The 22,256-nt window shown below is 63.0% G+C and carries 19 protein-coding genes and 1 pseudogene; 3 read left to right on the top strand and 17 right to left on the bottom strand.

The window, feature by feature from the left end:
* Positions 1 to 271: 271 nt before the first annotated feature.
* Both E4J89_RS17780 and purU read left to right on the top strand, forming a co-directional pair.
* Entirely contained in the window at positions 272 to 1,552 is a 1,281-nt protein-coding gene (locus E4J89_RS17780) for a glycine cleavage T C-terminal barrel domain-containing protein (RefSeq protein WP_136787547.1), read from the top strand.
* Positions 1,553 to 1,613: 61 nt separating this feature from the next.
* Positions 1,614 to 2,537, top strand: a complete 924-nt coding sequence (gene purU, locus E4J89_RS17775; RefSeq protein ID WP_240691974.1) for a formyltetrahydrofolate deformylase — start codon at positions 1,614 to 1,616, stop codon at positions 2,535 to 2,537.
* A gap of 352 nt (positions 2,538 to 2,889) precedes the next feature.
* On the opposite strand, the pseudogene E4J89_RS19930 reads toward purU, so the two are convergent.
* The 16 genes and pseudogenes from E4J89_RS19930 to E4J89_RS17695 all read right to left on the bottom strand — a co-directional run bounded on the left by E4J89_RS19930 (position 2,890) and on the right by E4J89_RS17695 (position 16,919).
* Positions 2,890 to 3,090, bottom strand: a pseudogene (locus E4J89_RS19930) (aldo/keto reductase).
* Between the two features lie 369 nt (positions 3,091 to 3,459).
* Positions 3,460 to 3,966, bottom strand: a complete 507-nt coding sequence (locus tag E4J89_RS17765) for a Dabb family protein (RefSeq protein ID WP_136787546.1) — start codon at positions 3,964 to 3,966, stop codon at positions 3,460 to 3,462.
* A 123-nt stretch (positions 3,967 to 4,089) separates the two neighbouring features.
* Positions 4,090 to 5,184, bottom strand: coding sequence for a zinc-binding dehydrogenase (locus tag E4J89_RS17760; protein WP_136787545.1), 1,095 nt, complete (start codon positions 5,182 to 5,184; stop codon positions 4,090 to 4,092).
* A gap of 4 nt (positions 5,185 to 5,188) precedes the next feature.
* Positions 5,189 to 6,034 (bottom strand): ABC transporter ATP-binding protein, encoded by an 846-nt coding sequence (locus tag E4J89_RS17755; protein ID WP_205754533.1) that lies wholly within the window; start codon positions 6,032 to 6,034, stop codon positions 5,189 to 5,191.
* Positions 6,035 to 6,045: 11 nt separating this feature from the next.
* Positions 6,046 to 6,891, bottom strand: coding sequence for an ABC transporter permease (locus tag E4J89_RS17750; RefSeq protein ID WP_136787544.1), 846 nt, complete (start codon positions 6,889 to 6,891; stop codon positions 6,046 to 6,048).
* Between the two features lie 3 nt (positions 6,892 to 6,894).
* Positions 6,895 to 7,647 (bottom strand): ABC transporter permease, encoded by a 753-nt coding sequence (locus E4J89_RS17745; RefSeq protein WP_169304059.1) that lies wholly within the window; start codon positions 7,645 to 7,647, stop codon positions 6,895 to 6,897.
* A gap of 156 nt (positions 7,648 to 7,803) precedes the next feature.
* A complete protein-coding gene (locus E4J89_RS17740; RefSeq protein WP_136787542.1) occupies positions 7,804 to 8,829 on the bottom strand; it encodes an ABC transporter substrate-binding protein in 1,026 nt (341 codons plus the stop codon).
* 165 nt (positions 8,830 to 8,994) lie between these two features.
* Positions 8,995 to 10,080 carry a zinc-binding dehydrogenase gene (locus tag E4J89_RS17735; protein WP_136787541.1) on the bottom strand — a complete coding sequence of 362 codons (1,086 nt, stop codon included), beginning with the start codon at positions 10,078 to 10,080 and terminating at the stop codon, positions 8,995 to 8,997.
* A 441-nt stretch (positions 10,081 to 10,521) separates the two neighbouring features.
* A complete protein-coding gene (locus E4J89_RS17730) occupies positions 10,522 to 11,361 on the bottom strand; it encodes an SDR family oxidoreductase (RefSeq protein ID WP_136787540.1) in 840 nt (279 codons plus the stop codon).
* Between the two features lie 477 nt (positions 11,362 to 11,838).
* Entirely contained in the window at positions 11,839 to 12,576 is a 738-nt protein-coding gene (locus tag E4J89_RS17725; protein WP_136787539.1) for a GntR family transcriptional regulator, read from the bottom strand.
* A gap of 26 nt (positions 12,577 to 12,602) precedes the next feature.
* Positions 12,603 to 13,397 (bottom strand): carboxymuconolactone decarboxylase family protein, encoded by a 795-nt coding sequence (locus E4J89_RS17720; RefSeq protein ID WP_136787538.1) that lies wholly within the window; start codon positions 13,395 to 13,397, stop codon positions 12,603 to 12,605.
* 2 nt (positions 13,398 to 13,399) lie between these two features.
* Positions 13,400 to 14,311 (bottom strand): NAD(P)-dependent oxidoreductase, encoded by a 912-nt coding sequence (locus E4J89_RS17715; RefSeq protein WP_136787537.1) that lies wholly within the window; start codon positions 14,309 to 14,311, stop codon positions 13,400 to 13,402.
* Complete coding sequence (pcaC, locus tag E4J89_RS17710) at positions 14,304 to 14,702, bottom strand: 4-carboxymuconolactone decarboxylase (protein WP_136787536.1); 399 nt, start codon at positions 14,700 to 14,702, stop codon at positions 14,304 to 14,306. The genes E4J89_RS17715 and pcaC overlap by 8 nt, the downstream gene beginning before the upstream one ends.
* Positions 14,703 to 14,707: 5 nt before the next feature.
* Positions 14,708 to 15,109, bottom strand: a complete 402-nt coding sequence (locus E4J89_RS17705) for a cupin domain-containing protein (protein ID WP_136787535.1) — start codon at positions 15,107 to 15,109, stop codon at positions 14,708 to 14,710.
* Positions 15,106 to 16,080 (bottom strand): NAD(P)-dependent oxidoreductase, encoded by a 975-nt coding sequence (locus E4J89_RS17700; RefSeq protein ID WP_205754532.1) that lies wholly within the window; start codon positions 16,078 to 16,080, stop codon positions 15,106 to 15,108. The genes E4J89_RS17705 and E4J89_RS17700 overlap by 4 nt, the downstream gene beginning before the upstream one ends.
* Entirely contained in the window at positions 16,077 to 16,919 is an 843-nt protein-coding gene (locus tag E4J89_RS17695; protein ID WP_205754531.1) for an N-acyl homoserine lactonase family protein, read from the bottom strand. The genes E4J89_RS17700 and E4J89_RS17695 overlap by 4 nt, the downstream gene beginning before the upstream one ends.
* A gap of 310 nt (positions 16,920 to 17,229) precedes the next feature.
* Between E4J89_RS17695 and E4J89_RS17690 the strand changes: the two genes are divergently transcribed.
* Positions 17,230 to 19,557: an arylsulfatase gene (locus E4J89_RS17690; protein WP_136787533.1), complete on the top strand. Its 2,328-nt coding sequence runs from the start codon at positions 17,230 to 17,232 to the stop codon at positions 19,555 to 19,557.
* A 332-nt stretch (positions 19,558 to 19,889) separates the two neighbouring features.
* On the opposite strand, the gene E4J89_RS17685 is transcribed toward E4J89_RS17690, so the two are convergent.
* The gene (locus tag E4J89_RS17685) at positions 19,890 to 22,247 is read right to left on the bottom strand and encodes a LuxR C-terminal-related transcriptional regulator (protein ID WP_136787532.1); all 2,358 of its coding nucleotides are present in this window, start codon (positions 22,245 to 22,247) and stop codon (positions 19,890 to 19,892) included.
* Positions 22,248 to 22,256: the final 9 nt, after the last annotated feature.

Here is a 22,256-nt window from a genome sequence, read left to right as displayed (position 1 = left end):
TCCCTTTTTCGAACTGCAGTTATGTGTCGCCAAGGCAGGTGTCTCCCTTTCCAAAGCGGTTGTTTTGGGCGGATGAGATGAAATCCAAGGTCCGGGGCCTTATGGTGCGGCGGCGGAACACTATGACAATCTTATCAGATTGTCATACAATTCAGATGGTTGATGTCATGCTTGCCGCTCCGCGAGCAGGCCCCCTGCCTTCGTGCCGGAGGCACCAGCGGTCCGGTGAAGGGATCCGCAACACGACGAACACAAGACGAAGGAGAAAGCAATGGCGCACCCCTTTATTGATGCCCACCGCCGGGAGCACGGCACATACCACCCCGGCTGGGGCGGACCGGAATTCAGCAGTTGGCAGGACGAGCAGCTGTCCTGGAAAACGACCTGCTATGTGGGGGACTGGTCCTTCCTCTGGGATGTGGTCATCGAGGGGCCGGACGCCCTGAAGGTGTTCAGGGATTCAAGCATTAATAGCTTCGAAAAGTTCGCCATCGGCCAAGCCAAGCACTTGGTTCAGTGTGATGACAACGGCAAGGTCATCTGCGACGGAGTCCTGCTCCGACTGGCCGAGGACCGGTTCGCCACCCAGGGCGCGACGGCGCACTATTCGGCCTGGCTGGTGGCGCAAGGCAGCTACGAGGTGACTTGGCGTGAACAGAAGACGTTCCAGTTTCAAGTGTCCGGCCCCTCCGCGCTGGCTCTGAGCCAGAAGCTGACGGGCGAGGACCTGACGGACATCAAGTTCATGCACTTCCGAGACGTCACCATTGCAGGTTCGCCGGTCTACGCCGTACGCCAAGGAATGGCGGGGGAAATTGGCTTTGAATTCCATGGCCGAGCCGAAGATGCAGAGCAGGTCATGAGTGCCATTCTCGAAACTGGCGAAGAATTTGGAATCCGGAGGCTCGGCCGCCGCACGGCAATGATCAACCACCTGGAGGCCTCATTCCCGACGGGCGGATGGCACTACCTCAAAGCGCCCGGCCCGGAGGGCTTCCAGGAGTGGGTAGGTGAGCACTTTGACCGCTACGGGCTGAAGACGGCCGTCCGCGGCAGTTTCGAAAGCGACGATCTCAACGACTACCTGCAGTCGCCGGTGTCGATGGGCTGGGGCAAGTCCGTTAAGTTCGATCATGAGTTCACCGGGCGGGAGGCGCTGGAGAAGGAAATCGCCGATCCGCAGCGGGTGCGGGTCACCTTGGAGTTCAACAGTGAGGACGTCGTGGATGTCTACGCTTCGCTCTTCGGGCAGGACGCACCGTACGCGTTCCTTGACATTCCACAGCAACAGCGCTGGTTCACCTGGGCTGACGCCGTCCAAGACGAAGACGGCGCCGTCGTGGGAACTTCGACCACCCCCGGCTACAGCTACTACTTCAGGAAGGTGCTCGCGCTCGCCTATGTGCACCCTCGCTACGCGGAGGCCGGGACGGGAGTCAAGGTCCTATGGGGAGAACCTGGCACGAGACAGAAGCTAATCCGCGCCACTGTCGCCCCGGCGCCCTACAAGCAGGACAACCGCCGCAGCGAACTAGGCCAGGTTGCCGTCTAGGCGCGGCCTCCAACCTCCGTCGCACAGGCTTCGGCGCCCTACTACCAAAACAGGAATCTTCGTGAACACACTCATGCAACAGGCACCCGCATCAGCGTCTGTTCCGGCTACGGTCGGGTCAGCACCGTCGGCGCGGGAGGTGGGGCGGCTGCTGGTGCGCTGCCCCGATCAACCGGGAATAGTAGCAGCTGTCGGACAGTTGCTGGCCGACCACGGTGCCAACATCGTCTCTCTGGATCAGTATTCGACTGATCCACAGGGCGGGGAATTCTTCCAACGGACCGTCTTCCACCTGCCAGGACTCGCTGCTGCCGTGCCCGTCTTAGAACGCGAGCTGGACCGGCGCATTGCTGGTCCGTTTGGTGCCAGCTGGACACTGACCGAAGCCTCCCGGCCCAAGCGGGTGGCCATCCTGGCTTCCAAGACCGACCACTGTCTGCTGGACCTGCTCTGGCGGCAGCGGCGGGGGGAGCTGGCCGCTGACATCACCATGGTGGTCTCCAACCACGCAGACTTGGCCGAACAGGTCCGCCCCTTCGGGATCCCGTTCGTGCACATTCCCGTAAGCAAAGATTCCAAGACCGAAGCCGAAGCCCGCCAGCTCGAACTGCTCCACGGCAACGCGGACCTGGTGGTGCTCGCCCGCTACATGCAGGTACTCTCCGGCGAGTTCCTGGATCAGCTGGGCTGCCCGGTCATCAACATCCACCATTCCTTCCTGCCGGCCTTCATCGGCTCCGGCCCCTACCAGAAGGCCAAGGACCGCGGTGTGAAGCTGATCGGGGCCACGGCTCACTACGTCACACAGGACCTCGACGAAGGCCCTATCATCGAACAGGACGTCGTTAGGGTTTCGCACGCGGAGACCACAACGGATCTCGTTCGGCGCGGCGCCGATGTCGAACGCCAGGTCCTCTCCCGCGCCGTCGCCTGGCACTGCGAAGACCGTATCGCCCGCCACGGCAACAGTACTATTGTCTTTTAGACAGCGTTTCTCGCCCATAGCCTATGTCCCGCGGAGTCCAGACCAAACGATCGAAGCATCCGCCCTCTGCAAGGCAGCGACTTCCTCCCGGGACAACTGTAGGCTTCGGGCGGAAACAGCTTCTTCCAGTTGGTCGGGCCTGCCGGCCACGATCATGGGTGCGGTGATGCTTGGCTGGCGGAGTACCCAGGCCATGCGTCATCTGAACCCGCGTGCATCGGCAAACCTTGGTGCGCGCCCCGAAAATGCTGCGGTCATTGTCCTGATACAGCAGCTTAACGAAGTGATCGGATTCCCGCCGTGCCGTTCTACTTCCCTTAGGGCGAGCTAGCAGGCCGCGCGCAAGCGGGCTTCACGGCGTGACGCCCGCGCCCAGGTGACGGCAACGCGGAAGCATTTCGCGTTCCTCCTCGCGGTTGAGCAGGTTGTAGTGGTTTTGCATGCTCACAAAGCGCGTCCAGCCGTGAAGCCTTGCAATGCATTGGGCTTTTGCGAACTGTCAACCCCACATCGAGAAGGCGCCGAGGTGCCGGGCCTTGCCGCCCTTGACCACGTCGTGTAGAGCCTCGAGCGTCCCCTCGATGGGGGTGTGCGGATCCCAGCGGTGGATGATGTCGGATCCGGCCGCTTGCGTCTGTGCGCCTTGGTGGCAATCACCACTTCGTCACGCCGAGCAAGGTCGGCCAAGGCCCGCACGAGGATTCCTCGCCGCTCCCATCGGAGTACACGTTGGGGGTGTCCAAAAAGTTGATGCCGGCTCCCAGCGCCTGCCGGATAAGAGGCCGGTTTTCTGCTTAACCCAAGGTCCAGCTGTGAGGCCCCCCGTGCCGAATCGCCGTAGGTCAAGCGCCCAAGCGCCAGTCTGAAACGTTCAGGCCAGTGGTCCCAAGTCTGACGTGGTCCATTGGTGCGCCCGATCCGTTCAGTTGGTTTCAGCCTGGACTGACAGCCATGACTCACATTGCGGAACCAGCACGTCGGTGACGAGCCTCTGATGCTTGGGGTCATTCAGGTAGTTCTTGAACGCGTCCGGGTCGGCGAAGCGTACTTCCATGAGGAATTCGCTTACACTCCGGCCTTCCGGCCGCATCTGCAGATCGGCATGCACTAACGCCGGGCCGGTGGCGTGCGGTGCCGCGCGACCGAAGTCCTCCAGTGCCTCAAGGAACTGCTTGCGCTGTCCGGTGGTGGCCGGACGGTTCAGTCGGAAGATGACGGTATGGGTGATCATTTCGATCCTTCCATTCGATGGTCGTTTAAGCAGGAATTTCATGGCTGAGGACGGCTGCGCTTGGCAGCGCGACCCCGGTGATGCTGGCACCCAGCGCCGTCCACCCCAAGCCGGAATAGCCGGCGAGGTCGTGGAGCCGGGCGGGGCCAAGGCCAGGGAGAACTTCGAGGCGCGCACCAGAAAATTGGTGACGCCCATGGCCAGAGGTTCTCCGGTGACCTGGATCAGCTGGACGTGCCTGTCCGCTGGACAGTGGCCAGGGCCCGGTCACAATGACAAAGGCAAGCAGGGCAACAGGAGATGCCCTTTACCTAAACACCGCTAGCGGAATGAGGTGAACACTCCGCTAAGGTCCCGCAGCTCTCCGGAGGCATACATGGCCTCGTTCACCTCGGAGAGGGCATACTCGGCAGTCACGATAGGGGCTGCGAGGTACCGTTCGCTCTCCATCAGTTCCACGCAGCGGGGGATGTCACGGCCTAGGACGCTCTGCCCGTTCTGGCAGCCAATGATCTTGCGGCCTTGGATCGCCAGGGCCAGCTGGGGCAGCGAGACCTCGGCTTGGAACTGCTGGACGCCTGTCAGCACAACGGTGCCGGCCCGGCGGGACATCATGACTGCCTGCTGGACGGCCTGTTCCGGACCGGCCGCCTCAAGGGCGACGTCGACGCCACGACCTCCGGTCAGTGCCTTGACCTGTTCAACCGGGTCTCCGTCCGCCGGGTCCAACGCATGCGTGGCCCCCAGTTGCAAGGCAAGCGCGCGCCTCCCAGGCACCAGGTCCAAGCCGATAATGGTCCCGGCTCCGGCCACCCGGGCAGACTGAATCATCCACTGGCCGAGGTGGCCGAGGCCGACTACGGCGACGGATTGTCCGGGCTGCACCTGGGCGACATTGAAGACCGCTCCGTGACCGGTGGTGATCCCACAGCCGAGCAGGCTCAGCTGGCTGGCCGGCAAGTCGCTTTCGAGCTTCCAGATCTGGTTCTGGTTCGCGAGTATGTACTCGGCATAGGCGCCGACTCGTCCGGCTGCGCGAACCTCGGTCCCGTCCTGCTTTACCGCGACCAGCGGTTCCGGCATTTCCAGCAGGGCAGCGCACTGGTCGGGACGGTCGATTTCACAGTAGAAGCACTCGCCGCACTGCGGGGTTCCGGCCACCACGACCCGGTCCCCAGTCTCCACGCCCGTAACCCCGGTACCGGTGTGCTCCACGATTCCGACGGCCGTATGGCCGAGGATCACCGGCGGCTGCTTGTTCCGCATTGCCTTCCAGCCCAGCCAGTCCGTGGAGCAGAACGGGGCCGCGGTGGTGCGCACGATTACTTCGCCCGCTACCGGATCCTTCAAGCTGACGTCGTGAATCTCGAAGGGGACGCCGAACTTTTCCAGGATCGCCGACTTGATTTCGAGCATCGGATCAACTCGCTTGGGGCAGATCGCCGCCGCTGCGGATCAGGCGTGCCACGTGTCCACGAATTTGGACGAAGGTTTCGGTTTCCTTGGTGGAGATCTGGTCCCTCGGTTCTGGCAACGTGACCTCGATGTTCTCCACCAACCGGGCCGGGGCTTTGGAGAGCACCAGGACCCGGTCCGCCAGGTAGACGCTTTCGTCGATGTCGTGCGTGACGAACAGGACGGTGACGGCGTAGCGGTGGCGTAGGGTCAGGACCAGGTCTTCCAGCTCTGCCCGGGTCTGGGCATCCAGCGACGCAAAGGGCTCGTCCATCAGCAGCAACCGCGGCCGGTAGGCCAGTGCACGCGCGATGGCCACGCGCTGCTGCATGCCGCCGGAGAGCTGCCAGGGATAGCGGTTGTTGAAGCCCTGCAGTCCCACCGCTTCCAGACTTTCCTCAATGAGGGCCTTGCGCTCGGCGGCCGTGCCGCTGTCCTTAGTAAGCGGGAAGGCGACGTTCTTTTCGATGGTCAGCCAAGGCAGCAGGGAACGGCTGTAGTCCTGGAAGACCATGGCCATGCCGTCGGGGACGCCGATGACAGCTTTGCCTGCGATGCTCACGCTGCCACTGGTCGGTGTCAGCAGGCCCGAGAGTGTGCGTAGCAGCGTCGTTTTGCCGGCGCCGGAAGGTCCGACGATGGAGACGAACTCTTGAGGGTAGACCTCGAAGGACAATTCCTTGAGGGCCGTGTGGGCCGCAGGGCCCGATCCGTAGGTGTGGGTGACCTTGTCGACCTTGAGCAGTGGCGTAACTGCGGTGCTGCCGGCGGTTAAGGTTTCGCGCGTGCCGGGGACGGCATTGGTATTCATTGTTCCGGTCCTTAGCTTCGGGCCAGACGGTGCCAGGCCAGCAGACGGTTTTCGGTGATTTCCAGCATGGTGTTCAGCAGCAGGCCGAGGACTGCCAGCAGCAGCATCCAGGACCACATGTCCAGGATTTGGAAACGGGCTTGGGACTGGATGAGCTGGAACCCGATCCCATTGGTGGACAGCATGAATTCGGACACGATGGCGAACATCAGGGCGCCGGTGAGCGCCAGCCGCAGCCCGGCAAAGATCTTCGGCAGGGCAGCCGGGAGGATGATGCCTGTCAGCTGTCGGCGTTTCGAGAGCCGGAATGCCTTGCCCATGGCCAACTGGGTGGGGTGGATCGAGCCCACCCCGTTTGCAGTGTTGATCAGCACGAACCACGAAATGCCATACGCGATGAAGGCGACCCGCATGCTGTCCTCGCCGCCGAGCAGCACTATAAACAACGGCAGGGTTGCGGTAGCCGGGATGGAACGCAGGAATTCCACCACGGGATCGGCGACGTCCCGGAGTATCCGGTACAGCCCGATCGCCGTCCCCACCAAAACGCCCGTGACCGAGCCCAGCACGAACCCGAGCAGGACCCGTCCGAGCGTTTGAAACGTGTGAACCGTCATGGCTTCGGTGGCCAGACCGCCGCCGGCTGTGCTGAAGAACATTGTCCAGGCGTGGGTGCCGATTTTCAGCGGGGTGGGGAAAAAGGGGGACGGATTGAGTGCCGTGGCAAGCTGCCAGAGGAGCAGCAGCACCACGAGCAATCCGGAACTGTAGGCGAGCCGGGAGCCGACGCGTCCGGCGGTGCCTGAGATCTGTCCAGTCTTCGCCTTGACGTGAACTTCTTTGACGGTGGTGGACACTGCTCAGGCTCCCTTCGTCGTCGTCTGCCAGGCAAACCAGCGACGTTCCGCGGCGTTCATGATCATGTTCATCACCAGGCCTAACAGTCCTGCCATCAGCGTTCCGGCATACACGAGTTCGACTTCCGTGCCCGAGGCGCGGGAACGGGCGATGAAAGCGCCGACCCCCTCGGCGCCGCCGGCAATCAGTTCCACAGTGATGACCACAATCAGGGCGATAGAGGAGGACACGCGAATACCGGTGGCGATGAATGGTGCCGCCCCGGGAAGCACCACCCTACGTGTCACCCCGGCAGGGCCGACACCGAAGCTGCGGGCCATTTCCTTGCCCTGCTTGTCGACGTCGTGCACCCCGTACATCGTGTTGAACAGGATGGGCCAAACGGCGGCGAAGATGACGATTACCAGCTTCATCTGCAGGCCGTTGCCGAAAACCAGTACGACCAGCGGGATCAGCGCCACCGGAGGGATGGGCCGGATCAGTTCAACGACCGCGCGGCACGCCCTGTAGGCCTTATCCGAGAGGCCGAAGAGCACGCCCAGGGGGACGGCGATGAGGGCCGAAAGGCCTAGGCCGAGCAGGTACGAACTCAAGGTGGACAGGACATCACTGCGGAAATCTTCCCGGCCCCAAATCAGCACCGATTCCCGTAGCACCGTGGAGAACGGGGGCAGGAAGTCCGGGTGCACTAGTCCGGCCCGGGAAACGACTTCGATGACCAGGCCGAGGCCGATGACTCCGGCCGTCCCTGCCAATATTCTGTTCCGCTTCCGGGTGCCACCGGAAGGGTTGCTACGTCCGGCCGCCTTCCGGGTACCCCGGGAACCGTTTCCCCGGGTACCAGCTTGCGGTCGTTCAGTGGACATTATCATTACTGGCTCGCTACTCCAGGATTCGCTGGCCGGCCCGGCCTAGTCGCAGTTGGTGGGGGTGGGGAGAGTGATGCTGGAGACGTCGAATTCCTCGTCGATGGCGCCGATGGCGTGCAGCATGTCTGCATTTATCTGCAGCGGCTCCTTGCGGATCTCGGCACCCCAAGTGGGGGAGACATCCGCATCGATGGCCTCGTCGTTGAATTCGAGGTCTTCCTTCAGGACCGCCTTGTAAGTGGCCTCATCCTTGACCGCATTCGTGCCCTTGAGCAGCGCACACTGCAGTGCCGCCACGGTGTTCGGGTTCTCTTCGACAAAGGACTTCTTCATGATCCATCCGGACTCGGCCATACCCTCGTACTTGCCCTCCCCGTAGTCGAAGACAGTAACGGTGTTGAGCTTGTCCTTGACCTGGGCAAGAATGGCTCCCGTGGCGCTCGAAGCGTCGACAGTGCCCTGCTGTAGCGCGGCTGGTACCTCTCCGTACGGCAGTTCCACTAACTCCACTTCATTCGGGTCCAGGCCCTGCTCAATCATTGAGTCCTTAATCTTCACGGCATGGCTGCTGTTCAGCGAGACGACGGCAACTTTCTTGCCAATCAGGTCCTTCAGTTCCTTGATGCCCGAATCTGGCATAGTTTCCAGGGACTGCACGCCCGGGGTGCTGGCGTAGCTTTCACTGACGATGACTACGTCGATGCCCTGCCGGGCGGCGTCAATGACCCCGAAGTAGCTGGACTGGGCGATTTGGACATCCCCGGAGACCACTTGGGAGACCGCAGTGGCGCTGCTCTCGATCCATTCGGTCTTCAGGGACAGTCCATAGTCCGCCGCGACCCCGCCCTTTTCTGCCTGGATGAAACCGGCCGCAATCGGGGCTCGGAACGTGAGGCCGGTGATCTCCTTGACCTCCGGGGCATGGGGGTCTACGTCGCTTGCAAGCTGTGCGGTGGAAGGGCCGGCACCGCTGCCGCATGCCGAAAGAGCGAGGGCGGAGGAAGCGGCGAGGGCGGCGATGAAGCGGGTGAATCGCGGGCGGGGTGTCCGGTAGGGAAGCATGGTCATGGGGTTCCTCCAATGAGAATCAACAGCCGATCATTTTGTACGACGATCATACGCATATGGGTAACGAATGTGGAAGAGATCACAGTTATCGTTTTGGTCGCCGCATAGTCCCTGTCGGAGGCTCGGCGAGGACGGGCTTGCCGGGGCCGCGGCGGCGCAGTGGGGCTAGAAGACGAAGATGCCGGACAAGTCGTCCAGGTTTTCCGATTTCTTCAGTGCGAGGTTGATGTCATCCAGCGAGTAACGGGACGTAATTATCGGCTTGGCGTCCAACATCCCGCGTTCAAGCAGGCAGATGTAGCGCGGCAGGTCGCGCCGCATCCGGACGTTGCCGTTCTGCGTGCTCAAAAGCTGTCTGCTCTGCACTGCTAGCGGGATCTGCGGCAGTTTTACTTCGGCGCCGGCCTGGTCCAAGCCGCTAAAGACCACGGTCCCAGCGCGCCGGGAGACCTCCAGAGCCAGGCGCTGGGCATCCGGAGAGCCCGCGGCTTCAATTACGATGTCCGCACCCCGACCCGCGGTCAAGGACTTCACCGCGTCCGCGGCGTCCTGAACTGACGGATCGACGAGATCAGTCGCTCCGAGCTCCCCGGCGAGGCTGCGGCGCCCGGCGTGGGGTTCGAGGGCGATAATCCGGCCCGCTCCGGCCAGTCTGGCTGCCTGTACAACCCACAGGCCGAGGTGTCCGCAACCGACCACGGCCACTGAATCACCCGGCTGGACCTTGGCGACATTGAATACCGCGCCAACCCCCGTCGTAATGCCGCAACCTAGCAGGGACAGGACATCATAGGGCAAGTCCGTCTCCACGGGGAACACCTGATTCTTCGAGACGTTCATGATTTCCGCGTATCCGCCGACACAGCCGGCGGCGGAGACTGGTAGCCCCTCGGCCGTTCTCGCGATGTCGGGGTAGATGCCGCCGATATCGAACAGCTCCGAGCACTGGTCGGGGCGGCCGATGCCGCAGTAGTAGCAGTTGCCGCATTCGGGGGTTCCGGGAATGATTACCCGCTGCCCCGGCCTGATCCCCTCGACTTGGGTGCCCACTTCGATGACTTCACCGGTGGACGCGTGGCCAAGGATGGTCGGCGGGACCTTACCGAGGTTGCCATGAAAGCTGGTCACGTCCGTGGAGCAGAAGGGGCTCGCCTTGGTCTGCACCAGGACACGGTGCGGGTCCAGGTCCAAGAGATCGACGTCTTCCACCGTAATCGGGATGTTGAATTCGCGGAGCACTGCGGCACGCATGGGTTCACCTTACTGTTAGAACGACACTTTTCGTCATTCTGTCATACGATCATACTTCTGTCATCGAAGGTCACTTGAGACATCCGCATCTCGGCGGGCGTCTTCTAATGAAGCGGGCCACCGCTGCGCCTGGCCGGAAACTAGGGGCATCGGGCCAGGTCAGGGCAATTCTGATCCGTAAGGACTCCCAGCTGGAAAACGTGATCCCTTGCCCAGGTTTTGGATGCAGGACAGATCCAAGGTGAGGGATTCGATTGCAGGAGCGGCCGTCACAGTCCGGAGCGCATACACCATCGGCCGGGCCAGTCCCATCGGCCATCTGCTGCAGGATCTAGAGGGCCTCGGCGGAGAGGGAGAGCGCTTCGTTCGCCAGCAGCCCGGTCGAGGTAGCGATCCGGGCAGGTTCCTTGTATCGGCGCGAGAGCGGGGGCCTTGTAAAGGCTAGCTGGACGGAACACCGTGCAGCTTTAGGATCTTCGCGTCAGTGATGTCCACATCCCATAGACCGGCGCCGCCGGCGTTGCGGTTCGTGTTCTGGATATTGGCGCCGCCATCGATGGAGAGGATCTCGCCGGTGATGTAGCTGGCGTCATCGCTGAACAGGAAAGCCACAGAGCCCGCGATCTCCTCGGGCCTTCCGGCCCGGCGCAGCGGCGAGGTGCCGGCGCGGCGCACCATATCTGCCCGGCCCGCCTCGCCGAAGATGCTGGTGGGCACGATGCCAGGGGCGATGCCGTTCACGCGGACTCCGATCGGTCCTCCGTAGACGGCAGCACCATGAACCAGACCGATCACGCCGTGTTTGGAAGTGGTGTAGGCCAGCAGGTCGTTGCTGCCGCGAAGGCCGGCGATGGAAGCGGTGACGACGATGGAACCGGTCGTGCCAGTCTTCAGGTACTGCCGGAAGGCAGCCCGGACGCCAAGGAAGGGGCCGCGCAGGTTGACGGCCATGACCTTGTCCCACTCCTCGACGGACACGTCGACGAGGTCGGCTAACGATCCGGCGATCCCAGCGTTCAAGTGGTGGAAGTCAATCCGGCCGTAGGCCTTCAGGGCTTCTTCCATGTAGTGTCCGACGCCGGTCTCTGTGGCAACGTCGGCGCCGACGCCGATGATCTCTCCGGGGAGTTCCGCCGCGGTCTTTTCGGCCGCTTCGACGTCCAGGTCGACGGCGACCACCTTGAGGCCTTCTTCGGCCAACCGCTGTACGGTGGCCCGCCCGATGCCGCCGGCGGCGCCGGTGACGATTGCGACTTTGTTCTTCAGTCCGGCGTGTGTCATGGGTGTTTCCTCTTTCTTGAGCTGGTCTTGGGGTCCAGGGTTTGCTGTGGCGGGCGTGCGCGACCGCCTAGGTTGTCCGGCGCTTCGTCCAGCATCAAGCGGGCCGTGGAAGCGTAGATGGCGTCGACCGCGCAGCGATGTGCGTGTACATGGACACGTTCCGGTGGTGCATTTCCAGTCGTGGGCCGCGTCTGGTCGCTCGAACCGCGGTGGTGAAGGCTAGGTCCACGGCTTTGGCGGCTAGTTGGACCGCCTGCCAAATTTCCACCGGCCCGCAAAAGCGTGGCGAACCCGTATTCGAACTCGCCGTATCGAGCGGAAGCAGGATGTTGTATCGGCCGGCTTCCGCGAACGAACGCTTGATGGCTTTTCTCGCCGTAGAGGCCCTGCGTCGCGATCCCCGCGCCACCAGTTCGTTTGATGTGGGCGCGGCTCCGATTCCCGTGGACAGGGCGGACCTTGAGTAGAGGCTCTCGGTCATGATTCCTGGCCGTTCCCGGGCTGAAGCCCGTCGTCGAATTCGTGCATGTTTTGCAATGCGGTCTCAGCAGCTTGGCGCACGTGCTCCACATACAGGGCCGCCGCCTGTTGCCCGTCCCGAGACTGGATGGCTGCGAGGACGCCGCGCAGTTCGTCTACAGCCTTGCTGCTGCGGCCAGGCATGGACATCGAGGTGGCCCGCAGGACGCGCACTCGGGCCTGGATGCTCTCGGTGAGCTGTTGGAGGGCAGGGCTGGCGGCGCCAGCGAGGAGCACTTCGTAGAAGACGTCCTTGGCGGTTAGCGCGACATGTACCCCGGCCTCCCGTGTGGATGCCTCCGCGAAGCTTTCCACGGCTGCCGCCAGGGCCAGCTCCTGCGATCTCGATGCCCGCTCCACGAACCGTTCCACGAGGCGGGATTCCAAAGCGGCCCGGACCTCGTACAGATCCCTGGCGTCATCCCACGACGGAGCGGTGACGATGGCGCCCCTCTGGGGCACGATGGTGACCAGTCCTTCGGCAGTCAGCTCCCGCAGTGCCTCCCGCACCGTGGTGCGGGAGACGTCGAGCTGCTCGATCAGTTCCCGTTCCACCAGCCGCCGGCCCGGTTTCAGCCGGAAGTCAAGGATCGCCTCCCGCAGGGCGGCGGTCACCTGCTCGCGCAGGGGGGCGGCGACCCGGCCGACGGGACTGGCGTCCCAAGCCTCGGCCAGAGAATTGGTAGGTGTCGGCATGGTTACCCGGTGCTCAGCCCGAGCCCTTAGCGCACTGGCTCGGGTGCACTGCCGGCACCCGCGGTACTGCCGGCCCGGGCCAGCTCTTCGGCTAGGATCGGGAAGGCGGCCGTGGCAGCCTGCATGCCCATGACGCTGGCGATCTCCATGACCTCAAGCAGCTCTTCCTTGGTCGCGCCGTAGCCGATCGCGTTCTTCATGTGCAGCTTCCAGCCCTTGACATACAGGTGGGTGGCGGCCGCGTCGAAGGCGACGTAGATGAATTCCTTGACCTTCGGCTCCAAGGTGCCGGTTTCCCACGGCACGGAGGAGAAATCCGTATAGGCCTCGAAGATCTCCGGGTCCAGTTCCAGCATCTCGTCCCAGAACGAATGCCAGTAGCCGCGGTTCATGGTGAACCGGGCCTTGAGCTCCTCCTGGTATTCCGTCAGCGGTTCGGGCCCATCGCGCAGACCGGCTTCCTCGAGCACCTCGACCAGCAGCGGGACACCGATATTCATCGCATGGATTCCTAGCGTGCTCGTCAGCTCAATGACCTCCATGATTTCGGCGGGGGTGGCGCCGTGGGCCAGCGCGGCGCGGATGTGCTGGCGAACGCCCGGGGTGTGCATGTGCGTCGCCGCGGCATCGACGGCCAGGTAGATTAACTCCCTGGTCTTGGCATCAAGGTGGTTCTTCTTCCACGGAACGGCAGCGAACTTCGCGTAGGCCGCCAGGAATCCCGACCGCAGCTCCAAGATGGACTGCCAGGACTCGTCCCAGCTGCCATGGATGGCGATGATCTCGTCCTTGATGCGTTGCTTCTCTGCATTGAGGCTCATGGTTATTCTCCTTGTTCCTGGCCGGCCCGGGCGGCTGCGGCGGTCCAGCGGGCGATTTCGGTGTGGTCTGCAGCGGGCGGTAGATCCTGGGCCGCCTGCTCCCAGAGGGCCACCGCCTGCTCGCCCAGCCTGCTGGAGAAGCCCAACTGCCGAGCCAAGTCCGTGGCAATCTTCATGTCCTTGAGCATCAGACGCAGGCCGAACCCGGAATCGAAGGTCTCCGGGAGAATGAAGTTGGGGTACTTGTTGTCCGTAGAGCCGCTGCGGCCACTGGAGCTATTGATTAGCTCGACCATCAACCCCGGCTCCAGGCCGAAGCGCTCGCCGGCTAGGACACCTTCCGCCGTGGCCAGGAGGTGTGTGGCCGAGAGCAGGTTGTTGATGGCCTTGAGCGCGTGCCCGGCGCCCACTTCGCCGGCGCGGCGGGCCCTACCAAGGTGTGCCAGCAACGGACCGATCTGCGCCACCGCCGACTCCGGACCCCCGGCCATGATGGTCAGCTTGCCAGTTTGGGCCCCCTTGACTCCGCCTGACACCGGCGCATCGACCAGAATCACGGACACCGCGGCGAGTTCGCCGGCCAGCCTGCGGGTGGACAACGGATCCGAGGAGCTCATGTCCACGATGGTGGTGCCAGGCGCCAACGCCTGCTTCATTTCCGGCTCAGCCAGGACGGCCTCGACGACGGCGGAGTTGGGCAGCATCAGGATGACGACGTCGGCGCCGAGGGTGGCGTCGGCGGCGCTTTCGACGGCGGTTCCGCCGGCATCAGCCAGCCTGGCCCGCGCGCCGGGGTCCAGGTCAAAGCCGGTGACTCGATAGCCCGCGGCAGCCAGCCGTGCGGACATGGGAGAGCCCATATTGCCCAGACCGATGAAGCCGACGGAAGGCAGGCCGCAGCCGGGGTTATTCATGGCCCTTGAACTCCTTGATGACCTGCTCGGCCACGCGGAAGGATTCCAGCGCTGCAGGCACGCCGACGTAGATGGCCGTCTGGAGCAGCACCTCCTGGATCTCTTCCTCGGTGACCCCGTTGGTGAGGGCGCCGCGGACGTGGACGGCCAGTTCGTGGCTGCGGTTCAGGGCGGTGAGCATGGCCAGGTTGAGCATGCTGCGGGTGGCCCGGGTCAGGCCCGGTCGGGTCCAAATTTCGCCCCAGCAGTACTCGGTGACCAGTTCCTGCACGGGGCGGGCGAATTCGCTGACCTGGCTCAGGGACTTGTCCACGTGGGCGTTGCCGAGCACCTCCCGCCGGGCGGCAAGCCCGTCCTCGTAACTCTGGCGGTGAGTCTTGTCGCTGGTCATTGTTACTAGCCTTCCTGCGCCGCGGATGCGTCGCCGTATTGTTCATCGCTGACTTCTTCGGCCCAATCGGTCCGGCCCAGAGAGACGGCTGTGTGTGTCATGAAGGCGCCGGCGGCGGCTCCGTGCCAGTGCCGTTCTCCCGGCGGGCACCAGACGGTGTCACCGGTGTGCAGCACCCGCACACCGTCGGCCTCGGTGCAGACGAGGCCTTCGCCGGCGAGGACCTGGAGGATCTGGCCGTGTTCGTGCCGGTGCCAGTAGGTCCGGGCGCCGGGCGAAAAATTGACGGTGTTGATGGTGACACCGTCGGTGGAGGGCAGGGTCAGGTAGTTGTAGACCATTCCGGTGAACTGTGAGCCGGTCTTGCCAGCGGTGCCGGCCTGTTCGGTGCCGTGGATGAGTTTCATGCCCTGTCCTTTCCTGCAGTGGAGGTGTCGGTGCCCGAGGTGCTGTTATGGAGGCGGACACCGCCGGAGACGTCGCCGATGGCGTCGACGACGGTGTTACTGATCTGGTCGGAATAGCCCATCTGCTGCGCCAGTCCGAAGGATGCCAGCGGAGCGGAGGAGTTGGGGCTTGCCACGCCCAGGCCGGACAGCAGGTCCACGTAGGCCAACACGTCCTTCATCATCAGCGAGTTGGTCAGTCCACCCTTGAGGTAGTCGCCGTGGATGATCTTTGGGAACCGGTTTAAGGTCGCGAAGTTAACCCCCGAGCTGTTGTTGAGCACCTCCAGCAGGACTTCCAAGTTCAGGCCTGCCTTACGGCCGGCGACCATCACTTCGGCAGTCGCCGAGAGCGCAATTGCGTTCAGGAAGTTGTTCAGCAGCTTGGCGGTGTGGCCGGCGCCGACGGCGCCGCAGTGGAAGATATGCGCGGCGAACGCCTCCAGCACCGGGCGGATGCGCTCTAATACCTGGATATCACCGCCGGTCATCAGGGTTAGCGCGCCCTTCTCGGCCGCGGCCGCGCCCCCGGAGATGCCGGCGTCGATCAGGGTCATGCCCTTTTCCAGCAGCTGCGCATGCAGCCGGATGGTTGAGGAGGGGGCGGAGGTGCTCAGATCCACCAGGACCTGGCCGGGCCGGGCATGGGCCAGCACGCCGTCCTCGCCGAGCACCACGGCCTCCACGATCCTGCTCTCTGGCAGGGACAGCAGGACGATGTCGGAGGAGGTTACCACCTCGGCCACGGACGAGGCCGAGGTGGCGCCGGCCGTCTCGATGCTTTCGGGACGGGTGTCATAGCCGAGCACCGGCTGGCCGGCATTGACCAGACAGCGAGCCATGCGTCCGCCCATATTCCCTAGGCCGATAAAGCCGGTCCTGAATCCGTCCAGCGGCAGGGCTGGACTGTCGTCACTCAGCGCGGGGGTCATACGAGTTCCTTTTCCGTTGTTGCTGTGGGCTGCGGCAGACGGCCGATCGAGGCGGCGAAGCTCGCGAGCTCGCCATCGTACTGTTCGTGCCGGCCCAGGACCTCCGGGTCATGCCCGGGGACAAGGATGGCGCCGCGCTCGGCCATCAGGCGCTTCATTTCGTCGAAGCCGGCGTACATGGCCTCCAAGTCAGCGACCACCAGGAAGGGCATGTCTCGGTCCAGCTCCTCGTAGTAGTGGGTGGCGTCGGAGGCCAGCAGCACTGTGCCGGCGCTGGTCTTGACCGTCAGGATGGCCTGGCCGGGGGAGTGACCGCCCAGCTGAATCATCTCGATGCCCGGAGCAAGCAATTCCTGCCCGGCGTGGAACTGCATCCGTCCCTGTTCGTAGACGGTGCGCAGGTGGTTGATCTCGCTGCCCTCGACCGAGTGGCGGTACTGCAGCCGCCGCGCATAGGGCCCTGTCCAGAAATCGAACTCCGTCTTGGGCACGATCACCGTCGAGTTTGGGAACAGGTCCACATTGCCGGCGTGGTCGTAGTGCGCGTGGGTCAGGATCAGCGTCGCCTCGTCCGGGTCGACGCCGAGCTTCCGCAGCGCTTCGCCGGGATGGATCAGGTGGCCGCGGTTCCGGTTATTCCCGCCGAGCGTGCTGTAGCCGGTATCCACGACATAGGTGCGGTGGCTATTGCGGATGACCCAGAAGTAGTAGTCCATTCCGATCGGGCCGTCCGGCTCCCCATACAGGTGGTAGTTCAGGTAGACCTGGCTGCGCATTGTCTGCCGTGAGGCGTAGCGGACTATGACGACTTCATACTCCGCGTCCCTGTCCGTGTTCACGATTACTCCTTGACGCGTCTTGCCATGACAGCTGGAAATGATCAACCTCATCCATTACTTTGTAAGTTCGTAATACAATAACTCAAAAAAAGCGACTCCGCCTAAACAACAGGAATGCCGACATCTCGGACGGAGAGGGGCGTTCTATCCCCTCTTGGGCCGTCGAGCACGCTCCGCGGGCAGATGCGGTTGCGGTCCGTTGGATCGCCATCTAGGACGGATCCGCTACCAGCGCGAAGACCAAGCTCGGCACGCCGGCTGTGTCCAAACACGAACCGCCGAATTCAGAATCGACAGGAAGGACATCAGCATGCGCCGTGACGAACAGTTACCCGCCCGAGACAATGAAGGATTTCTCGGGATCGTGCGGGAGCGGGCCTCCGAATCCGTCCGGGCGTGGCCAACCAAGCCGCGTCCGATCCAGGGCTCGCCGAACGTCGTCGTTATGCTGATGGACGATGTGGGCTTCAGCGACATCGGCCCGTTCGGCAGCGAAATCGACACGCCGAACCTGGACCGCCTGGCCGGGGGCGGCTACCGATTCACCAACTACCACACCCCGCCGATGTGCGCCCCGGCCCGGGCTTCCCTGATAACCGGACTGAACAACCACCGCGTCGGCTTCTCCTTCGTGCCGCACATCGACCCGGGTTTCCCGCACTCGACCATGGAGATTCCCGCGAATGTGCCCACCGTTGCGGAATCGTTCCGGGCCGCAGGCTACGCGACGTTCATGGTCGGCAAGTGGCACCTAACCGGCGAGAGCCGCCTCCACGACGGCGCAGACAAATCCTCCTGGCCCTGCCAGCGCGGCTTCGACCGGTACTTCGGCTGCATGGACGGCTTCACGTCCCTGTTCCATCCGCACCGGCTAGTCAGCGACAACTCCCAAGTCAGCATCGACAGCTTCCCCGAGGACTATTACCTGACCGACGAATTGACGGACAGGGCAATGGCCATGGTTACTGAACTGCGCCAGTCTGACCCGGACAAGCCGTTCTTCCTCTATTTCGCCCATCAGGCGGTGCACGCGCCGCTGCAGGCCAAGGAGGCCGACATTGCCAAATATCGCGGCCACTACGGTGCCGGCTGGGACGAGGTCCGCAAGGCACGCTTCGCCCGGCAGCTCGCCTCGGGGCTCTTCACCGAGGGCACCGCATGCGCTTCGCGCAACGCCGAGACCGGTTTCGACGTCGCACCGTGGGAGAGCCTCGGGGTGGACGAGCGCGCGCTGCTAGAGCGCTATATGGAGGTCTACGCGGCCATGGTCGACAACACCGACCAGAACCTTGGCCGCCTCATCCGACATCTGGAAGAGGCTGGCGAGTTTGAGAACACGATCTTCGTCTTCACCTCCGACAACGGTGCCTCGGCCGAAGGCGGCCCGGGCGGCACCCGCAGCTACTTCAGCCAGTTCACGTCCAGCTCGCTCCTGCCCGACGATTGGGAATCGGATGTGGACCGCGACCCTTCGTTGATTGGCGGGCCACAGACCTTCGTACACTATCCCCGCGGTTGGGCCTATGCCTCCAATACGCCGTTCCGGCAGTACAAGATGCATACCTATGCGGGCGGCGTCCATGTCCCTGCCATTATCTCCTGGCCCGGAGGCCTTCCGCGCTCTGCAGATGACGATGGTGTCCGCCGCCAGTTCGCGCATGTTACCGATATCGCACCCACTATGCTAGACCTTGCCGGCGTCACACGCCCGGAGACCTGGGGTGGGTTCCCCGCCCCAGATCAGGACGGCAGGAGTTTGCGCGCGGTGCTGGAATCCGGATCGGCAACCGCCGGCCAGTCCCGCAGCCAGTACTTCGAGCTGGTGGGGCGCCGTGCCTACATCGAGGGCTGCTGGAAGGCTCTGTCCCCCCTTAGGACCGGTCCAGGCTGGGAGGACGACGAGTGGGAGCTCTACAACCTGGATGTCGACCCTGCCGAGACAGTAAATCTCGCCAATCAGTATCGGGACCTGCTCAGCGAATTGAAGCAAAGGTGGCAGGCGGCCGCCTGGATGAACAGCGTCTTCCCGTTGGACGACGACGGCGCCATGCAGCTGGTCCGACCCTCCACCGAACTGCCGATGGAGGAACCGGTCACGCTCCGCCCCGAATCGCCGACACTTGAGCGCTACCGGTCCTCAAAGCTGATCAACCTCAGGTCCTTCTCCATCGAAGTCGACCTTAAGTTCCAGGACGGCGACTGCGGTGTCCTGGTGGCGCATGGCGACCAGGGCGGGGGCTACGTCCTCTACATCGAGGACGGTTTCCTGCAGCTGAGCTACAACTGCTACGGCCGGATGTTCTACATCCGGACCCCGCTTGCTGTCGGTACGACGGCAGTAGGCGCCAAGTTCACAACACTTTCCCACGTGCGTTGGCGTATTGGGCTCATGGTCAACGGTGCCGAGGTCGCCGTTCTCGAACAGGTCCATCAGCTCATTGGCATGTGCCCACTCACCGGCATCAGCGTAGGCCTAGAACGGGGCGGCCCTGTGGACTGGGACCTCTACCGGCGCCACGGCTGCTTCCGCTACCGGGGAAACTTGCGCCACGTCCGCTACGTTCCCGGACCTAAGGCCGAGTACAACCGGGAACAGATCGTCGACGTGATGCGCCGTGTCGAGCTTGCGTTCGAATAGCAGCACTGACGCTCGCGTAGGTGTTGCAGATGCGCTCCTCATTAGGCGTGAAAGGCCTGTCCACATCGTCAACAGAGGGGCCACAGACGCCAGCCATATCCGTACGGCGGTTGCTTGTCCGCACGGAAACAAACGAGTGCACCGCGCTGCCCCAGCACCGCGATGCACCATGCGCTTATTGCCCACCACTCTTCTGAGGTCAACCGGCACACCCTTCACATGTTCAGCCATGCCTTTCATAAAGACACCGAACAAACCTTCAGTCTGTGCGGTGACCCTACTTGGGATTGAGCCTCGGCGTGGCTAGGATTGCTTTCCGCAGCACCGCCCGCTTATCCGCCACCGATCTTCTTGGGTAAGTGTGGACCTTGCACCGCTGCCGGCTCTGTCCTCCGTCGTTCCGAGACCCACACTGCGATCTGGCTGCGGGACTTAAAGCCAAGCTTTCCTAGGATCCGCTGGACATGTCCTTCGACCGTTCGACGAGAGATGACGAGCCGGGTCGCGATGGCGGGATTTCCGAGTCCCTCCGCGACTAGTTTCCCGATCTCCCATTCCCTGGCGCTCAGCTGGCCCGCTGGGTCAAGAGCAAGTTTGGGACGCTGGCTGGAGTCCTCTTGCAAATCCTTTTGCAAAAGCACATGGCTGATCGCTTCGGGGACTGAGAACGCGTGAGTGGCTAGGTGCTGGTGCTTGAAGGGAGCCGAGCCCACGGCTGCTTTGATTTCTTCCAGACGTCGCATGTCGATCTCGCCTATAAGCATCGGCGGACGCTTGCCCCCATCGGGGAGGGTGCTGGTGATGCGAGCGGCAAAGTCGTGGTCGCCGCGGCCCAAAGCGATCGTTGCCATGAGTTGGGCTGCAAGAGTTAGTCCCGTTCTGTCCTGATAGGCCAACAGGACTTCGGTTGCCTGGTTGAGGACTCTGGATGCTTTTTCTTCTTCTCCGCGACGCAGCAGCAACAGTGCAAGGAGCCACATTGTGTAGGCGCGTCCCCAGACGTCGCCATGAGTTTCGCAGAACCGCAGGCCCTCCTGTACCTGCTGTTCCGCCCCCGATAGATCTCCCTTGGCCAGCAGGGTCATAGCCAAGAACCAATACCGCTCGCCTACTTGGTCCGACATTCGCTGGCCGGCCATGGCAACGTTGGCCACTTGACGAAACGAACGCTCGGCAGCCGCCAGCTCTCCCCGGCCGAACTGAAGGAGTCCGTCGATAAAGATTCCGAAGACAAGGTCTTTCGCCTCTGGATGTAGATCAGCCGCCAATGCTGCTGCCAGACGTAATTGCGCTCCGGCCTCCTCAAGATCGTTCTCGTAGAAGGCTATATATGCGTCCATCTGGAGTGCTCTTAGCCGGGCGGTATCGGGGATGTGGGTGGACTTGAGTGCTGCGTTAATCCAGTCCCGTGCACGCGGCCACGGGACGACAGGACGAATTTGCCAGTAGTACCGCAGGCCGCAAATTAGATTTAAGGCCAGATGAGCGTCGCGAGGCGTGCGCGAAAGTTCATCTAGCAGCTCAGTGACTTCTGCCGTGTAACGGTTTAAGAACTGGACCGATGGAAGTTGGCTTTCCGAGAACCACTCCTCACCGGCACTGTGCAGATGACTGATCAGCTTTTCCCGGAGCAGGCGACCTGCCGCATCTGCGCCGTCGGTGGATCGCAGTTGTTGCAACGCGAGGTGACGATATGGGGCTGCCATGCTGAATAGCGGTTCCCCATCGACCATTTGCGCGGTGAGGAGCGATTGGTCCACGAGTCGGGCCATAGACGGGGCGGTGGCCCCCACGTCCCCCTCTGCGAAGACTTCAGCTGCAAACTGGATGTCAAATGGCGAATGGAAGAGGGCGAGCTTGAGGTAGAGGGACCTGTCCACTGCCTCAACCCGCTTGAGTCCCTGTTCAAAGGCTTGCCGCATCACATCCTTGCGTAGTAGGGGGGAAGTGAACTCATCCAGGGTCAGTGACTGTTCGCTCAGGGTTCGAGCGAGACCCCGCGCACCCAGCACACCGTGGGCTCGTGCTGCAGCTTCGAGGTAGCTCGGTATCCCAGCAGTGAGGCGGCATATGGTGAACAGATCCTCTGCGTTCCGGCGAGTGGCTTCAAAGGCGGGTACGGACTGTCGAATGCTTTCCACGAGAAGCTCGACAGAGTCGAGGGCCAGTGCGCGGTCGACGCCTTGGCCCTCCACAAAATCGGGAGTGGGGACCGGCAACGCTCCGAGGGTGAAGACTCGTTCGCCCGCCAGGTGTGTCCTTCCCCGTGCAGTTACGACGATTTTCAGTTCATGGCATAGTCGAAGGAGTTCAGAGGCCAGCTGGGCCAGACCGAGGTCCGGCGCGTCCGCGCCGTCGATGATGACGAGCGCGGGGCGCTGCTTGAGCTTGAGCGCGATCCCTTCCACTGAGTTGGTCGGAGGTGCTCCGATGACCGAGGCGATTTCCGCAATCAGGTCCGCCTGAGTGGTCAACGTACCTGCCTGGACGTAATAGACGTTGTTGTGGAAAGCCCGCTGCACCATACCGGCGAGGTGGAGTGAGAGCCTGGTTTTCCCAACACCACTCATGCCCACGATGAGGATGTAACGTTGTTCTGACAGGAGGGACCGCAGGTTTTCCGTCTCGGCTCGCCTACCTACGAACGGCGTGAGTTCGGCCGGGAGGCCGTTAAACGGCGTTGACTCCATAGACTGTTC

Origin of the sequence: Arthrobacter sp. CAU 1506, from assembly GCF_005047635.1 — a bacterium.
GTDB lineage: Bacteria > Actinomycetota > Actinomycetes > Actinomycetales > Micrococcaceae > Crystallibacter.
This window is presented reverse-complemented; position numbering and strand designations above follow the sequence as displayed.

Excerpts from the sequence above, each read along its gene's own strand:
- E4J89_RS17730 (WP_136787540.1), bottom strand. The coding sequence starts at position 11,361 with ATGACACACGCCGGACTGAAGAACAAAGTCGCAATCGTCACCGGCGCC.
- E4J89_RS17755 (WP_205754533.1), bottom strand. The coding sequence starts at position 6,034 with ATGAATACCAATGCCGTCCCCGGCACGCGCGAAACCTTAACCGCCGGC.
- E4J89_RS17765 (WP_136787546.1), bottom strand. The coding sequence starts at position 3,966 with ATGGGCGTCACCAATTTTCTGGTGCGCGCCTCGAAGTTCTCCCTGGCC.
- E4J89_RS17740 (WP_136787542.1), bottom strand. The coding sequence starts at position 8,829 with ATGACCATGCTTCCCTACCGGACACCCCGCCCGCGATTCACCCGCTTC.
- E4J89_RS17725 (WP_136787539.1), bottom strand. The coding sequence starts at position 12,576 with ATGCCGACACCTACCAATTCTCTGGCCGAGGCTTGGGACGCCAGTCCC.
- E4J89_RS17735 (WP_136787541.1), bottom strand. The coding sequence starts at position 10,080 with ATGCGTGCCGCAGTGCTCCGCGAATTCAACATCCCGATTACGGTGGAA.
- E4J89_RS17690 (WP_136787533.1), top strand. The coding sequence starts at position 17,230 with ATGCGCCGTGACGAACAGTTACCCGCCCGAGACAATGAAGGATTTCTC.
- E4J89_RS17720 (WP_136787538.1), bottom strand. The coding sequence starts at position 13,397 with ATGAGCCTCAATGCAGAGAAGCAACGCATCAAGGACGAGATCATCGCC.
- E4J89_RS17715 (WP_136787537.1), bottom strand. The coding sequence starts at position 14,311 with ATGAATAACCCCGGCTGCGGCCTGCCTTCCGTCGGCTTCATCGGTCTG.
- E4J89_RS17685 (WP_136787532.1), bottom strand. The coding sequence starts at position 22,247 with ATGGAGTCAACGCCGTTTAACGGCCTCCCGGCCGAACTCACGCCGTTC.
- pcaC (WP_136787536.1), bottom strand. The coding sequence starts at position 14,702 with ATGACCAGCGACAAGACTCACCGCCAGAGTTACGAGGACGGGCTTGCC.
- E4J89_RS17780 (WP_136787547.1), top strand. The coding sequence starts at position 272 with ATGGCGCACCCCTTTATTGATGCCCACCGCCGGGAGCACGGCACATAC.
- E4J89_RS17705 (WP_136787535.1), bottom strand. The coding sequence starts at position 15,109 with ATGAAACTCATCCACGGCACCGAACAGGCCGGCACCGCTGGCAAGACC.
- E4J89_RS17700 (WP_205754532.1), bottom strand. The coding sequence starts at position 16,080 with ATGACCCCCGCGCTGAGTGACGACAGTCCAGCCCTGCCGCTGGACGGA.
- E4J89_RS17760 (WP_136787545.1), bottom strand. The coding sequence starts at position 5,184 with ATGCTCGAAATCAAGTCGGCGATCCTGGAAAAGTTCGGCGTCCCCTTC.